At 39.9% G+C, this 17031-nt stretch carries 11 protein-coding genes; 4 read left to right on the top strand and 7 right to left on the bottom strand.

The window, feature by feature from the left end; translation table 11 throughout:
- Positions 1 to 54: 54 nt before the first annotated feature.
- The 4 genes from C9414_RS06755 to C9414_RS06740 all read right to left on the bottom strand — a co-directional run bounded on the left by C9414_RS06755 (position 55) and on the right by C9414_RS06740 (position 10160).
- On the bottom strand, positions 55 to 900 hold the full coding sequence (locus C9414_RS06755; protein ID WP_107163321.1) for a hypothetical protein: 846 nt from the start codon (positions 898 to 900) through the stop codon (positions 55 to 57).
- Between the two features lie 12 nt (positions 901 to 912).
- Positions 913 to 7917, bottom strand: a complete 7005-nt coding sequence (locus tag C9414_RS06750) for a DNRLRE domain-containing protein (RefSeq protein WP_107163320.1) — start codon at positions 7915 to 7917, stop codon at positions 913 to 915.
- 166 nt (positions 7918 to 8083) lie between these two features.
- The gene (gene blaBPU, locus C9414_RS06745) at positions 8084 to 8872 is read right to left on the bottom strand and encodes a BPU family class D beta-lactamase (RefSeq protein WP_107163502.1); all 789 of its coding nucleotides are present in this window, start codon (positions 8870 to 8872) and stop codon (positions 8084 to 8086) included.
- A 124-nt stretch (positions 8873 to 8996) separates the two neighbouring features.
- The gene (locus C9414_RS06740; protein WP_107163319.1) at positions 8997 to 10160 is read right to left on the bottom strand and encodes an acyl-CoA dehydrogenase family protein; all 1164 of its coding nucleotides are present in this window, start codon (positions 10158 to 10160) and stop codon (positions 8997 to 8999) included.
- Between the two features lie 144 nt (positions 10161 to 10304).
- On the opposite strand from C9414_RS06740, the gene C9414_RS06735 reads away from it, so the two are divergent.
- Genes C9414_RS06735 through C9414_RS06720 form a run of 4 tightly spaced genes read left to right on the top strand, consistent with a single transcriptional unit; the run spans position 10305 to position 13348 of the window.
- Positions 10305 to 11069 (top strand): amino acid ABC transporter ATP-binding protein, encoded by a 765-nt coding sequence (locus C9414_RS06735; RefSeq protein ID WP_047201961.1) that lies wholly within the window; start codon positions 10305 to 10307, stop codon positions 11067 to 11069.
- On the top strand, positions 11066 to 11926 hold the full coding sequence (locus C9414_RS06730; protein WP_107163318.1) for an amino acid ABC transporter substrate-binding protein: 861 nt from the start codon (positions 11066 to 11068) through the stop codon (positions 11924 to 11926). The genes C9414_RS06735 and C9414_RS06730 overlap by 4 nt, the downstream gene beginning before the upstream one ends.
- A complete protein-coding gene (locus C9414_RS06725; protein WP_107163317.1) occupies positions 11923 to 12621 on the top strand; it encodes an amino acid ABC transporter permease in 699 nt (232 codons plus the stop codon). Before C9414_RS06730 ends, C9414_RS06725 begins: the two co-directional genes overlap by 4 nt.
- 13 nt (positions 12622 to 12634) lie before the next feature.
- Positions 12635 to 13348, top strand: coding sequence for an amino acid ABC transporter permease (locus tag C9414_RS06720; RefSeq protein WP_047201963.1), 714 nt, complete (start codon positions 12635 to 12637; stop codon positions 13346 to 13348).
- 208 nt (positions 13349 to 13556) lie between these two features.
- Here C9414_RS06720 and C9414_RS06715 read toward each other — a convergent pair whose 3' ends face one another.
- From C9414_RS06715 to C9414_RS06705, 3 genes are all read right to left on the bottom strand, one after another.
- Positions 13557 to 14597, bottom strand: a complete 1041-nt coding sequence (locus tag C9414_RS06715; protein WP_107163316.1) for a 2,3-butanediol dehydrogenase — start codon at positions 14595 to 14597, stop codon at positions 13557 to 13559.
- A gap of 70 nt (positions 14598 to 14667) precedes the next feature.
- On the bottom strand, positions 14668 to 15888 hold the full coding sequence (locus tag C9414_RS06710; RefSeq protein ID WP_107163315.1) for an MFS transporter: 1221 nt from the start codon (positions 15886 to 15888) through the stop codon (positions 14668 to 14670).
- A 373-nt stretch (positions 15889 to 16261) separates the two neighbouring features.
- A complete protein-coding gene (locus tag C9414_RS06705; protein WP_107163501.1) occupies positions 16262 to 17011 on the bottom strand; it encodes an SDR family NAD(P)-dependent oxidoreductase in 750 nt (249 codons plus the stop codon).
- Positions 17012 to 17031: the final 20 nt, after the last annotated feature.

The following is a 17031-nucleotide window of genomic DNA, read 5'->3' as shown; positions in this document are numbered from 1 at the left end:
CTAATTCCTAGAGAGGGTTATTTTAATTAATACTAAAAGAAATTCATGATATTCCTACATTAGTTTACTTCTATACAGCTTATCTTCGACCAAAATATAAAGATACTTTCCAACTACTTTGTAAGTAGGATCACACTGTGAGGGATCAATTCCATCTAAGAATAATTTCATTCTAAACGTTTCGTCGTCAACTATTCTAAAAGCATACTGTTTATTTTCCATATTATCGAATAACAAGATTTGACTCTCAGAAACATATAGTTGGTCACAGTACCTATATTCTTTTTTATCAAGATGATACATTTTCTTTTTTTGACATGACTGAAGGTTTAAATCGTAAGAAAAAGTTGAAATAACAATCGTTTGCTCTTCTTCATAGCTAGTGTATAGTTCTGATTCTAGAGTTTGTATTGAAGAACATTCATACATGATCCCTTTAAATTCTTCTTCAAATAGCATTTCTCCTACAAGTAAGTTTATACAGTACATTCCTTTACCCTTAGGATTTAATTCGTCAAATATCCCCTCTTCTGAGATACCAATCCACAATAATCCGTTTTCATCCAGATGAAATGTATTAACACTTAGTAGAAATGAACACATTTCTACCATATTATTTTCTTTTAAATCTAAAAAATTTATTTTACATATATAATCTTGTTCAAACACAATGACAATGGTATCGTCGTTTATTTCTTGTATTAAATAAATATAGCTATCAGAATCAAGTTCATTTAGTGATTTATTCATTATAATACTATGATCCTTGACTACTTGAAGTATTAGTTGATCATCAATAAGAAATACCATATATATTTTCTCATCTCTTCCAACATTAAAATAAATTAGATCTTGTTTTGGAAAATCAATTACTTTCTCTGTAGCTATTTTACTTATCAATCATCTCAACTCCTAATATGGAAAGCTTGTTCTTAGAGTACCATCTTTTTGGACTACCACTCTAACTCTCTTTGTTTTTTTTCCTTTCCCATTGACACCAACATGTTTTTTATAGGTTTTCTCATAAACTGTTGATCCAGGTTTATTCCCAGCTCTAGACTTTCCAGTCCTCAGGGTATCCCGTGTAGTTCTCTTTAATGTTTTATTACTTCTAAATTTCCCCTTGTTTTTCTTTTTAGATTTTGCAGAATGACCTGATTTGATATGATCCCAATCAACACTTTTTACTTTTCGTTTCCCGCTACTTTTCGCAAAACTATAAACCCTTTTCGCACCCTTAAATATCTTCCCAGGTCCAAAATTAGATGCTGCTGCTAAAGCTGCACCTTTCCAGCCCTTGCCTGATTTATAAGCTTTGTATCCATCATATACCGCAAATCCTGCATTGACAACAAACCATACCCAATGGCCGTCTGGGTCCACATTCATGACTGGGTTGTTGTTTCCATAGGTATATCCGTTTTGATCTAGTGCATCTCCATCGCTTCCTGGGTCTGGGTCAAGTGATAGGAATACGCCGTTTCTCGGTTCATAGTAGCGGGCGATTAAATAGTAAAGTCCTGTTTCTTCATCGAAGCGGTAACCAGCATAGCGATATGGGTTTCCTTTTACTTCTTCATCTTCTTTTACTTTAGTTGGAACTCCCCATGTATCGTATTCGTACTCAGCAACGATTTTCCCTGCACTATTTGTGATGGCTATGACATCGCCGTGTGCATTGTAGTGATAGAAATATTTTTTCCCGTTTTGCGTGAATGCAAGGAGCTGTCCACTCTCACCGTATGTGTATGCTTTTGTGACTACGTTATCTTTATCTGTTTCGTATAAGACATTCAGGCTATCGCCGTCATAAAAATAATTGGTGACTTTTCCATTCACTGTTTTTTGAATTCTATATCCACGCTCATCATATTTGTAAGTGACAAATGGCTTGTCTTCCCCTTTTTTCGTGATGGCTGTAATGTTATCTTCTGCATCCCATTCATAAAGGAATTGCCCGTCAGACGTTCGGTTGCCATTTTTGTCATAAGTTAAAGTCTCATCATTTACCTTTGTCAGTTGGTTCATGATGTTGAATGATGCGTTGATTGTTTTTTTAGTGCCATTTTTTTCAGTCGTGACGGTTTTTCTGTTTCCAAACCCATCATATGTGTACTCAATGACCGTGCCATCTGGATGAGTTTCTTTGATCAATTGATCTAATTTTCCATATTCATAACGAATCTTCCCGTTGCTTCCTTGATCAATCGTTATTCTGTTTCCATTTTGATCATATTCGTAAGCTTCGTTTAAGATCGTTGTGCCTTGGTTTGTTCCAATATGCAAATCATTAATTAAATTGCGCTCATCATAAGCAAAGCTAGCACCACTGCCGTTACCTGTAATAAAGGACTGAACATTTCCATTTTCATCATAATCAAACGAATACGTAGAACTCGAATCCTTCATTTGCGTCATTTGATCAAGCTTATTGTAACTGAATTGGTTCGTCCCTTTTTGATTTCCGTGTGTCCATTCAAAGGATTTCAGTTTATCTGAATCGGTTGGATACGTCCAAGTTTGACTACTGCCTCGCTCCGTTAACTTTGTAATACGGTTTTGTTGGTCAAACGTTCTGTTTTTGGTTGTGTTTTGTTCTTTGTTGACAACCGTTGTTTCGTTTCCGTTTTTATCATAGCTAAAGTTATATTTTTCTGTTCCATTGTATGACTTGGATTTCACTCGGTCTGTTCCATCATACGTGAGAGACACTTCATGTCCATTTGCAGAAATGGTTTTGATTAAGTTGCTATTCGCATCATATTCACTTTTTAACACATTTCCTAATGGATCAATGGTTTTTGTTAATTTGCCCATAAGGTCGTATTCAAATTGATACGTTTGATCTGACTCTGCACGAATGGTTTTCGACTGTTCATTGCCCTCTTTATCGTAGGTTCTTACAATGGATGTCCCGTTAGATAAAGTGATTTTCTTCAGCTGATCAGCCTGGTCATATTCGAATGTTGTTTTTTCGCCTTTCGCATCGGTTTCAGAAAGTTTTTTGCCTGTTTCGTCGAAGGCAGATTGAGATGAGTAACCAAGCTCATCCTCTTCTTTAACTGCGTAGTTCCCTTTTTCGTCGTAAGTGGTTTTCGTTAACAGACTTCCTTCTACTAGACGGATATCATCAAACCACACCGTTCCAGTCGCGCTTTTTTGGAAAACGATCTGCACGTCGATTTTTTTCAACGGTTTTGTTTTTGGTATGACAACCGCCGCCCGGTTCCACTCTTGTGTACCTGTTGGGAATTTTGCATTAAACGTTCCTGTTGTGCCATCTGTGTACGTAACGGACGCTTGAAGTGAGTAATCATTTTCATTTGAGGCTTTGACATTTTCAGCCTTAGACATCCCAGTCAATGTGACATACACAGATTGATCATTCGCACTTTGTTCAATCGGGACAGATTGTTTATAGATGACATTTGCTTGAGTTGAAGAAGTTCTTGTCATTTTTAACGAAACGTCATCGTTAAAGCCTTCTTCATTATCTAATGAACCACCTGTTCCGCTCCAGCTTGTTGTTTTATCCGTAAAGGAATTATTTTTGACTGGATTATAACTTGATGAAACTTCGCCTTTTTCCAGCTGAATCTCATCGAACCAGGCTTTTCCTTTTCCAGCCTTATCTCGATGATCCACTTCCATATAGATCACAGCTTTGCCTGCATGAGATGGCGTCGTAAACGAAACTTGGCGTTTTGTCCAATCGTTTTTGCCTGATAATGTACTGTAGCCGTTGCTGATCCACTGAATTCGTTTATTGTTTGTATCTCTTAAATCAATGTTAAAAAATGCTCTTGCTTTCGTTAGTTCTGTCTTTATTTTCCCACTCAGTGTATACGTCGTATTTGGCTCTAGTATTACTTCTTGTGTAGCCGAAGAATAGCCAAGTTCTGTTCCTTCAGTTGTCGATTGTGAACTGACCTCTAATACTCGGCCGCCAGATAACGGACCACTTTTTCCAGCTGTTTGCGCTAATTTCCCGTCATCCTTAGATGCTGTAAGCTTCCAGCCAGTTAGCGTATCTTCAAAACTGCCATTTTTTAATATACTCGCACCTGCAGCAAGTTCTTTACTCGTTTGTACCAAATTCCCGTAAGAATCATAAATACTTGCTGAAGACATATTTCCACTTTGATCTGTCTCAGATACAGCATCTAATCCATCGTAGGCGATATCTGTAATATCTCCTTCTGTATCTTTCACTTTAGTGACATCATTATTTTTGTTATACTCGTAGGTTTCTGTGCCATAAGCATCTTTCGCCTGAATGACGTTGCCATTTTTGTCATACGAATAGCTTTCTGTAGCTTTTCCTTTCTCTACATCATTTGGGTCAGTTTCTTCTACGATTTGGTTGCCTTCATATTTCGTTTTAGTGGTAATTTTAAGCCCTTCCGCATCATCTACAACTTGAATTGGATTGGCTGCTTCGTTATACGTATACTGTATTTTCCGCCCGTTTGGCTGCGTCAGCATGAGTGTCTTTTTAGACATATCATATGCATACTCAAATGTTTCTTTTTTTGCATTGGTTGCCTTGACTAAACGATGATTTTCATATAGATATTCTGTAAAAACAGGCTGATCTTGTGTGCTGTTTTGAGAGAATTGTTTAATCAATCTGCCTTCTTTATCGTATTCATATGAGATACTTGTTCCATCTGAATCTATGACTTTCGTTAGTAAACCTGCATCATACTCATATGAAAGCTTTTTCCCTTTTGGTCCTTGAACCGAAATGATATGACCATCTTCATCATAATCCATTGTTATTTTTCGGCCAGATGCATCTTCCATTGAAGTGAGCTGATTGTTTTCATTATATTTATATGTCGTTGTATTTTTATGTCCATCTACAACCTTGGTGATTTTCCCACCGTTTTTACTAAAGTGCGCAAAGGTTTGATCCTTCGTTTTTAACATGTATTCATCTTTTGATTCCGTTAATTCAAGAAAAATACCTGTTGGTGGTTGATACGTGCCATCTGCTTTTTTTGTAAAAACATGGGTTGTAGCATCCTCATCAAGATAGATAGCACCTTCTTTTGTTGGCGTGATACTCGTTTCTACATCTGCGTACCATCCTTGACCAAACAGGTGGTCAGCTGCATCTAAACTGTTGTACGTTCGACCAATTCCAAGCCCCGGTCCTCTTCCATCAATCGACATTTCTTCTTCACTGACAATCACATTCCCAGTTGCACCATTAAGCTGACCGTCTGGTATATCAATAATCGACCAGTAATCCTCTGTTCCAAGGAATTCGGCCCCTTCATGGAATGTCGGGTTAAAGGCTGGTGTTGGAATGGTTTCTCCATTTGCATCGTAAGCGGAAAGGGTAAAGGAGTAGTTCTTGCGTCCTTTATAATTTCCATTCGCATTTTCATATACAGGTGATGGGTCTAGCGCTAATTCCCCGCCTTTACCATCTGTATGAAGCACATATTTCCCATTTTTAACTTCAGTAGGAGTCGGCCAAATATTCTTGTTTTGTGTTGTCCAATGATCGACATCACCCACATCAAATGATTGATATGCCTTACCATTATAGATGTTAATTTTATACCCTTTTGCATTTTTCACTTTGTCCCAATGTAAATTGATATAACCTGTTTGGCTTTCTTTTGTATTGGTATAAGCATATCCAGATAAAGCTTTTGGTCTAGATAGATCAGGTAAAGTTGGTCCGGCTGGCGGTGAAGCAATAGCTTCTCCATCTTTATTGTAGGCAATCACTCTGAAGGAATAATGTTTTTGAGCCGCATCTCCTCCAGCATTTTTATAAGTCGCACCAGGATGAATTGGAAGCTCCGCCCCTTTACCATCTTGGAGGTGCAATGCATATTTACCTGCTTTGATCTCAGCAGCTGTCGGCCATACTTTTTTCCCTTTAGTTGACCATGATGTTTGATTCCCAAGATCCAATGTCTCATAGCTTTTCCCATTAAACATTTGTATTTTATAACCAGTTGCACCGGAAACTGAAGTCCAAGAAAGATCAAAGTAACCTGTTGCGTTATTATTATTGAAACCTTTTGTACTAGGTGCTTTCGCTCTAGCAACATTCGGCACGACAGGCTTTACCTTTGCTGACATTGCGCCTTCACCTTGGTCGAAGATCGCACTTACAGCTACCCAATAATTTTTACTTGTCGCATACTTACCGCCTGAGTTTTTGTAAACTGGAGAAGGATCCACTGCTAATTCAGTGCCACCTTTTCCGTCTAAATGAAGTTTATATTTTTTTGCTGCTATCTCGCTCGCTGTTGGCCATATATTCTTTCCTTTTGTACTCCATGATGCCACATTTCCAACTGAAATGGCTTCATATTCTTTTCCGTTGTATAGCCACACTTTGTAACCTTTTGCGCCAGCTACCTTTTTCCAACTTAAATTGAAGTAGCCTGTCCCATTTCCATTACTAAAACCTTTTACAGTTGGTGCATTTGCCTGTGGAATGGTATACGTTACTTCAATGACTGGTTTATTAGTAGAGTTTGTTGATGAGATTATTTTTTTCCAATGGTCTTGTCCATTTCCATTTGCATGTAATTTAAAGCCATAGTTAGCTGTTCCACTATTCCAAGCTTTGATGGTTGATGTCACATCATAGCTCGCCCATTGTCCTTTATAAACATTGGCTTTACCGATGTTTTTAGAACTTGGTTTATTGTTCCATGTTAGCTTTGTATGATCATAGTTGGCATTCACTGTATCCAGCCAAAGACCAGTTGCTTTCGTCCCGTAATATGAATGAGCAACATACGTTTTGAGCGTCGCTTTTGTTACATTCATATTTTGAATCGGTTTGAATGAATTAAACTTCATGAAGGCGTAGTTTGTACCAGTTGTTTTATCATAATAACCGGTTTTCAGTACATAACTTTTCAGATTAGCATCCCATTTTTGCGTAGAGGATGAATAGTTTGTTGTTGGGTATTTACTCATGATGAATGTGTCTGCTGACACAGATAAAGAAGTCGATGGATCGATAGACACAGGATAAACTCGTTCAGGATCCTTAAGCCATTTCTCATCAGCAGTCACACGAAGTAAATAGCCATCGTCTTCTTTTTCTAGTTTAAAGCTCACATCTTCTGAGCGAGCCACTTCACCTGACTTTTCATCTAAATTAGAATCCGTCATAAACGGTTTTGGTACTTGAAAAATGGTCCGTTTTTTCTGATCATAAAATGTAATAGAACCATCTTCCTCAATTTCCCCAGTTAGATCTGTTTTTATTTTAAATGTAAAAGAATTGTAGCCATCATATCGGTTGAGTACAATATCTTCTTTGATGTTTTCATTAAATGTAAATGATCGTAAATCTATATTTGGAAATACCTCTTCATATGTAAGCTCATTGGTGTTCTCTTTAAATTGTGCTGAGGTATCCTTGGAATTGATTTCTGATTTGTTTTTACCTGAAGCTTTTAAAATTGAAAATTCAATTTGATGCTTCTTGTGTTCAAATGTAGCATATAGTCCTTGCTTCATTTGCTTTTGAAAAGTTGATTCTAATCTTGCATTTTCTGTCTCTATTTCTTTTTTCGAGATCTCCTTTAATTCAGGAGAGATGTCCTCCCACTCAGCGTCTGGGGCATCTTTTATATGAATAGGATCAGGATATACCTCTTGCGTAAATACACCCTCTCCTTCATAAAAAAGCTTGCTGTTTTCTGTTCTTTCTGAAAGAACTTCTCCGTCTTTTCCAATTTCGTCTTCGTCAATCCCTGCCATTTCAAGGGCTTTTGAATCATCTAATTTTTCTAAGAGGTTATGACTTGATTTTGTATTTTCGTCATGTTCTTCTGCAAAAATATCAGAAGGAAACATTGATAAAAGCATCACAAAGGCTAATAGTGCTGCGATATTCCTTTTCCATTTTACTTTTCTTTTTAGATTCATATTAATCTCCTTATCATATATTTGTAACATTTGTAACATTACGCCATATATAATAATATATTTGAAATGAAACTTCAATATATTTCTATAAATATATCATCCTTTCAAACTAACCCATATATCATCAACTTATCAATATATCTCCTTTTTCATATAAAAAAGCACCCTACACGGATGCTTCAATCAAATGATATTTTTTCAAAATACGATAGGTGATTTCTTTTGCTTCTAGTCCTGTGCCTTCGATATTTGTGGCGAAGATGTAGGTTTTGTTTTTATGTTTGATGAAGCCTACGTACCAGCCGATGCCTGAGCCGGAGCCTGTTTTTCCGTATAGGGTGGCATGTTTCTCTTCTTCTTGTATCATCATTCGTTTGACCGTTCTCATGACAGATAGGTCAAATGGGAGACTTTCTTCATATAGCTGTTTGAGGAAATGGACTTGTTCTACTGGAGAAATGCGCAACGAACTGCTTAACCAAAATTGATCGATTCCGCCAGATATGTCTTCATTGCCATAGTGTATGGTTTTCACCCAATGGCTCATGCGTTCTTCCCCGATGTCACGCGCCATGGCTTGATAGTACCAGACGACTGAATCTCTCATGCCAGAGCCCAGTGTATGATCCTTATTCCAGTTATCAATTTCTCTTTTTACTCCGTCCCAATATTTGATGTCATATTCATCTCTCACCGCGCCGGTTTGGAGTCCGATGAGGGCATTTGCCACTTTAAATGTTGATTGTGGGGCAAAGCGCTTATTCGCTCTTTTTTTGTTATATACCCATGGCGATTTTTCTTTTACTTCTTGTATCACAAATGTGCCTTCCCTGTCTTTCAAGAATTCATCTACTGACCATGCTGGTGATGTTCCCTCACTTGATGACGGCTGACCGATACAAAGCGCCATCAGCAAAATGAAGGAAACTAGCCATTTCATATGCTTTTTCTTCAAAAAACCGCTCCTTTTCCCATGATTTGTATCGATTGTAGCATGCCTGAGCGATGAGACATAAGGTACGCTTGTCCTCTTTTCTGCCAAATAAAAAAAGCCGGTTTCATCCGGCTTTCTGATCATATTAGCTTTCTTTTTTCTCTTCAATGGCCTGCTTCGCGATTTTTGAAATCGTCATATCATCCATTGGCGGGTTATGGAGCCCAGCACGAATATCTCGATAGTAACGCTGCAGCGGACAGCCAAGACTCAAACTTTTTGCACCGACTAAACGCATGGCTTTATCAACCACCTGCAGACTATGATTGACGACTGTATGCTTCACTGCACCGAATTCATTGATTAACAGCTCTCTTTTCTCAGGCTGCTCATACAATGTTGTCGTTGAATAGATGACGTGGCGTGCTTGCTTTAGTAGTAAATCAATTTCGCCAATCAATGTTTGGACATTTGGCAGGTCACTAATCGTTCCGCTGATACTGTTCGGTGAATGAGTGATGGCATACTGAACTGCATAATCTCTTGCCGCTTGCGCAATCCCTAAATAGCAGGAAGGAATATGTGCGATCCAAGGGTTTAATGTACCGCCTCGAGGTCCTTTTTGCACTTCAACAAGCATGTCATCTGAGACCACAACTTGATCTAAGATTAAATCATGGCTTTCTGTTCCTCTCATGCCGACAACATCCCATGTTTCTTCTATAGAAACACCTTCTGTATCACGGGGAATTAAGAAGAATCCCATCGCTTCTTTTTCTTCAATCCATACGCCGACTAAAAAGTATGTGAGAGCTGGTGACATCGTTGTGAAAATTTTACGTCCATTGATCACCCAGCGATCACCTGATTTAATCGCTGTTGTTCCAGGCTTGCCGCCTCTTGTTGGGCTGCCTGTTTGCGCCTCACTCACAGCGCGGTTGACAAGGGCGCCCTTCTTCACTTCTTCCGCAAAGAATTGCAGCTGTTTCTCATTCCATAGTTTCTTTTCATAAATTTCACCTACAACTCCTTGGTGCCAGCCGATCGATAAGGCAGTTGCTCCGTCCATGCTCCCAAGCGTTTCTTGAAATAGAACCATATCTGTTACAGATTGACCTCCGCCTCCATATTCAGCGGGGAGAGACAGGGTTGTATATCCCATGTTTACTAATGATTCGATATTCTTTTTAGGAAAATAGGCGCCTTCATCATGTTTTTTTGCGTTTTGTTCGATCGTTTCACGAAGAGATTCCAGCTGATTGAGCCATGTTTTTTGAAAATCGGTATCAACAAATAATGCTTTAGACAAAATGTATCCAACTCCTCTGTTTCTCACAATCTATGATATCTCATTTTTCCAATTGGAATGAATAAAACACACTTTACTTATAGGATTTAATGTGTTAAATTTTATCAATATTAAGTACATCTGTCAAAGGAACGTGATGCTTTTATGATCTCAGCTACTAATCTACATAAATCTTATGGGCAGACCCATGTGTTAAAAGGCATTGATTTCTCCGTACAAGAAGGTGAAGTGGTCGCAATTATTGGACCGAGCGGATCAGGAAAAACAACACTTCTCCGCAGTTTAAACAGCCTCGACATTCCAGACAAAGGAGAGCTGACTGTTGGAGAAGCCACGATTCAATTTGAACGATATCATAAAAAAGATCTTTTAAAACTAAGGCAGCAATCTTCCATGGTATTTCAGCATTATCACTTGTTTCAAAATAAACGGGCACTTGAAAATATTACAGAGGGATTGATTGTGTCTCAAAACATGTCTAAGAAAGAAGCAGAAAAGGTTGGAGAGCAATTTTTAACGCGGATTGGACTGCTTCATAAAAAGGATGCATTTCCGAGTGAACTATCTGGCGGGCAGCAGCAGCGGATTGGAATTGCCCGCGCTCTTGCGATGAATCCTGCGGTGCTTCTGTTTGATGAACCAACGTCCGCACTGGACCCAGAGATGGTTGGAGAAATCCTTGAAATGATCAAGGATATTGCAAGCCAAGGGATGACGATGGTCATTGTGACGCATGAAATTTCCTTTGCAAAGGACGTAGCGGATACGGTGATCTTTATGGCAGATGGGGAAATTGTTGAAAAAGGCTCACCAGAAGATGTTCTGATGAAGCCTCAGCATGAACGAACGAAACAATTTTTATCCAGAATTCATCGCGGAATGTGGCAAGGATCGGAGGAAGACATATGAAGCAAAAGACAGCATTCATGACATCTGGTGTCCTTCTGTTTCTCCTCTCTTTGATTGGCTGCAGCAGTGTAAAAACAACAACAGATGATGGGAAACAAATTGTGAAGGTCGCACTGAGTGCAGAGGTCAATCCACCCTTTTTAGCCACAAATGACCGAAACGAACCAATTGGCTATAACATTGATTATTTAAATGAAGTGGAAAAAAGACTTCCGCACATCCATTTTGATTACATCTTTGGCGAAGAAGAATCCAATCTTATTGGTGTTGGCGCTGGGAAGTTTGAAATGGCGGCTAATTGGTTTTTCAGTAACCCTGAACGCGAAAAGCGGTTTCTTTATCCTAAGGTTCCGTACGGCTATTCGATGACAGGTTTAATTGTGAATGAATCAAACCAGGATATTCAATCGCTTGACGATATGACATCTAAAAAGCTGGCTCCTGTCAGTCCTAGCGGCGGATTGCGTTCCATATTAAATCAATATAATGAAGAACATGATCCAGATATTCCGCTGACAACCATTGAAAGCCCTTCAAATGAACTCAACTTAAAGCGCGTTGAAAGCGGACGGTCTGATGCTGCGTTTATGAATATTTCAACCTTTGATACCATTCAACAGCATCTGAACCTGAAGGTCAAAGTGGGCGGGATCGTGTCAAAGGAGCCAATCTATCTTGTCTTACAGCCAAGTCAAAAACAGCTTGCAGCAGATTTGGACCGGGTTACACAAGAGATGATTGATGATGGAACATTGCCTAAGCTTGCGAAAAAGTGGTTTGGGGTTGATTTCTTTCAAGATATTGACTACATCTCAGAGCAAGGCTATCAATATGAAGAAAGGAAGGAAGCGTCATGACGTTTACAGCTGGAGATTGGCTGCGGATCTTTTTACAGGTGCTTGAACGCCTGCCACTCACTTTTCTCATTATTGTAGTATCATTGTTTTCCGCTATCATAATAGGGCTTTTATTTGCATGCATTCGTATTAAGCAAATCCCAGTGCTGAAGCAATTGGCTGTTGTCTATTTATCTTTTACACGAAGTACGCCATTAATTGTTCAGTTATTCTTAATTTATTTTGGACTGCCTCAGCTTTTACTTGTGGCAGGAATTCAAATCAACCATTGGGATCGTGTGTTATTTGTGATGATGACGTTCTCTTTACATACGGGCGCTTATTTATCTGAAGTTTTTCGCAGTGCATATTCATCAGTTGGGAAAGATCAGCTGGAAGCCGCCTACATTGTTGGGATGACAGATACACAGGCCTTGATCAGGATCATTATCCCGCAGGCCTTTCTCATTGCTCTGCCAAACCTCGGAAATTACACCATTGATCTTGTGAAAGACACGGCGATTGCCTTTACGATCGGGCTCATCGATATTATGGGACAGGTGAAGATCATCTTAGGGAATAACTACGGAATCGGCATGTTTGAAGTGTACGTGATCATTGCGATTGTGTACTGGCTCATTTGTATGAGCATTGAACTAGTCACCATGCTGCTTGAAAAGAAATTTGTAAAAGGCCGCACCAGCCTGTCACGTTAAGGAGGCGATTTAGATGCAAACCATTGATATTCCATTTGCGATTGACCAAGTACCTCATATTCTAAAAGGCGTTCCTTTCACCTTATTAATTGCACTAGTTTCTATGGCTGTGAGTCTTGTGATCGGATCTGTTTTTGCTTTCATTCGTCTCTTTCGCATCCCTGTACTCAGGCAGCTGGTCACGCTCTACGTCTCCTTTTTTAGAGGAACGCCTCTTATTGTTCAACTGTTTGCTTTCTTTTATGGGCTTCCTTTTGTTCTAACTAGCATGAGCGGCACATTCGGGCTGACCTTTCACCCGGATATGGTCTCCCCATTAGCTGTTGCTCTCATTACCTTCAGCCTGCATTCAGCCGCCCATTTAACAGAGGTGGTCCGAAGTGCACTTCTCGCAGTAGACAAAGGGCAGCTGGAAGCGGCAAAAATTGTAGGCATGACCACAAGGCAGGCGATGATTCGCATTATTTTGCCGCAGGCTTTTGTTGTGGCCTTACCGAACCTAGGCAATCAGCTCGTTCAGCTATTAAAAGCGACATCTCTTTCGTTTACAATTGGGGTACTCGAAATCATGGGTATTTCCCGGATCATTGCAAATGACGGCTATCAGTTTTTAGAAACTTATCTCGTCTCCGCTTTGATCTATTGGCTGCTGAGCATTTTCTTTGAATTAGCTTTTGCATTATTAGAGAAACGTGTCAGCGTATACGGCAGAACTCTCGGGCGTTAAAAAGTCGATCAGGCACAAAAACCTGATCGACTTTTTTATTCACCCTTTTTTGGTGTGTTATCAGTTCTTTTGGTGTTGAGCCGAATATGACGACATCCTCTTCTCGCTCTATTAAACATCTTTTCAATTATCACTATTCAACCGCAGCTCTCTTAATCTGATCACATAAAAAAGAGAATGGCTTATGCCATTCCCTTTGTTATCTTACTTATTCAGCACTGACTAAAATTTTCACTTGATCTTTTTCATTGATTAAAGCATGGAAGCCATCCTCGATCACATCGTCCAGCTTGATTTTTTTCGTGACGAGTGTGTCTGCAGAGAAATAGCCTTTTCTCATTAAGTTTAATACAGATGGGAATACGTCTCTGTAGCCGATAATTCCTTTCACTGTACGTTCTTTGATGACAATATCATTCGGCATAATTTCTGCGCCTTTTTCCCAAATACTCACAATGACTGTTTCGCCTGCAATTTTAGTTGATTGGATTGCTTGCTTCAATACAACAGGTACACCCGTCACTTCAAAAGAAACATCGACGCCACCATTTGTACGGCTTGCGATTTCTTGAACAACATCTTCATATTGAGAAGGATCTACAATGATCGCTCCAAGCTCTTTTGCTTTCTCTTGGCGTTCTTTCGATAATTCAACTGCATAAATATCAGTAGCACCAGCTGCTTTTAATGCTTCAATGACAAGTAAACCAATTGGTCCGCAGCCAAACACAGCCGCTGTATCCCCAGCTTGTACTTTACTAGAACGTACCGCATATAAAGCAACTGCAGAAGGCTCAACAAGCGCGCCTTGCTCATAGGAGATTTCGTCTGGTAATAAATGAAGTAATTCTTCATCAACTGATACATATTCAGAGAATCCACCGCCGCCTCCGGCAAGTCCTAAAAAGCCCATGTTTTCATCTAAGTTATAAGCACCTTGATGCCCGTGAGTTGCAAAAATAGGTTCTACAACCACTCGATCGCCTACTTTGTAATTGCTTACGCCTTCTCCTACTTCAACAACTTCCCCAGAGAACTCGTGTCCCAATGTAATTGGTGCTTTTTCTTTTGTAAGTGGATGAGGTTCATTCACAGGAATGAAGATCGGTCCGCCTAAATATTCATGTAAATCACTACCACAAATGCCGCACCATTTTACTTTCAGTTTCACTTTACCTGGAGCAACTGTTGGTTCGTCAATTTCCTCTAGTCGAATGTCCTTTTGATCGTGCCAGCGTAGTGCTTTCATTTGTAAGACTCCTTTTCTCATCAATTTAATTAACTTACTTAAATAATGATAACATAATTTTTTTAATTTTCTAAGTAGGATGCACTATTTTTTTGACAGTCAATGGACGAAAGATGACAAAACATAGCAATAGACAGATAAGAAGCATACAAATACACCCAATGATGACGGACATTCTGATCGATAAAATATGAGCGAGCCCGCCGAATATTCCCGTCATGGCTATTGTCAAAATGGCTTCAATGAAAGCATAAAAGCTGGCTATCCTTCCCATCACCTCTACTGGGATATTTGTTTGATAGAACGTCATAAAACCTGTATTCGCAAAAGCTAAAAAGAAGGCTAATATAAAAAAACCACCGGCTGCTACAAATAGTGTGCTGGAAAATGCATATATAAGATAGCCAAACGCCACAAACAAACTGCCGACTCCAAGCATCAGCGAAACTGACAGCCTTTCGACAATGACCGAATTAAGACTTGCCCCTGCGATGATGCCTGCTCCAGCCACACTAACAAGAAGGCCATATTGGGTATCAGTCAGCATCAGTACTTCTTTTGCAAAAACTGTTTCAAGTGAGTCAATGGCTGTAGGAAGGACCGATATTGCCGCGCTAAATAATAAATATACCGCCATGATTTGGCGTGACGTCAGACTAAATCGCAGAACCAGCTTTGCATCCTCTTTTAACATTGAAAGGGAAAACCCCTTTTGGCCAGCATCTGTTTTGAGCAAATTCGGTAAACACATCGTTAACAGAGCAGATATCAAAAGGCAGAACGCATTTACATAAATTGAAAGAACAGGCGTCCCGATGAGAAAAAGCAGACCTGCTGCTGCGGGTCCAAGTAAAAATCCACCGGATTGTAATAAAGAGCGAATGGCATTAAACCGTTTTCGGTTATCGGCCGGGATGAGTCCAGTCATATACACCATCGACGCTGGATGAAACATCGCTTGTGCCATCTGTATGAAAAACACCATGACATACAGGATAAGCAGATGTCCTGAAAATAAGGCAAAAGGGATGCATGCAATGAGCAAAGCACGGGTAATATCTAAACTGATCATCACATTCCGCTGATTCAGCCTGTCAATCAAACTGCCAGACCAGCTATTGGTCAAAAGAGAAGCTGCCGGTCTTAGCAAATAAACTGCTGTTACAGCAAGAACAGAGCCCGTTTCTTGAAAAATAAGCAGATGGAGGGCAATCATATAAATCCATTCTCCTATGTTTGCGATCCCGATGGCTCCAAGCAAAATACTCATATCCCGCCAATGTTTTTTCATCATTGTCCCCCCTATTTGTCATAAAAAAAAATCCCGCCCCCAAGACATTTCTGTCTTGAGGACGGGATTTACTCCGCGTTGCCACCTCAGTTCATTCATCTGTTGCCAGATGAACCTTAGCGGGTGATCACTCACCCTTCTCTGTAACGGGAGAAATTCGCTGCACCACCATCCGAGAGAATCCGGTGCAGAGCTAAGAGGCTTGGTTCCATCATGCTTCCCAGCTCCTTCTCAGCTTCACGGAGTTCTCTGTGTGGGGCAGCTATGATGTACTCTTCTCTATTGGCGCTGTGTCTTTTTTTCATCACGATCTTCAGCTGAATTGTTACATATTGTACTGCCGCTTGATCAAAGCGTCAATGTTTTTTTCATGTTAATCCGCATAAATCATTTTTCTAGTCATGCCGCCATCAACAACCAAATCTGTGCCGGTCACAAATTGATTGTCTTCATCTGTTAAATAAAAACAAGCTTTCACAATATCCTTTGGCGTGCCGACTCGATTGGAAAGATGCTGCTGATGGTCAATTTCTCGAAGACTTTTCTCATCCTTCGTTTCAATCCACCCAGGGGAAATGCTATTCACCGTAATGTGATCCTGACTAAAAGAAACCGCCAAGGCATGAGTAAGCGCGGAAATCCCGCCTTTTGATGCAGCATATGCTTCTGTATGAGGCTCTGACATGGTCGCACGGGTAGAAGAAATATTCACAATGGAACCGCCGTTTGGATTCTCTTTCATAAAACGCGCTGCTTCTCTAGCACATAAGAAAGTCCCTCTTACGTTTGTATGCAGCACATGATCCCACTCATCGACTGTTAACTCATAAGGCGATGCTGTGCACATGACGCCTGCATTATTGATGAGAATATCAATCGTTTTGCAGCGCTCCGCCGCAAACGACATTAAGCGCTGAATATCCTTCTCCTGTTTCACATCCGTTTTGAAGAAATAAACTTCATAGGACTCTTTTCTCAGCTGCTCCTCCAAACGCTTTCCCTTTTCTTCATCAATATCAGCAAGCACCACACGCGCCCCTTCTTTTGCATAGCCGCAGGCGACCGCTTCACCAATTCCATTGGCTGCGCCTGTGATGATGACGGTTTTTCCTTTAAAATTCAGCATATGATTGCTTCCTTTCT

The organism is Bacillus sp. Nf3 (assembly GCF_003028545.1).
Classification (GTDB): domain Bacteria; phylum Bacillota; class Bacilli; order Bacillales; family Bacillaceae; genus Bacillus; species Bacillus safensis.
This window is presented reverse-complemented; position numbering and strand designations above follow the sequence as displayed.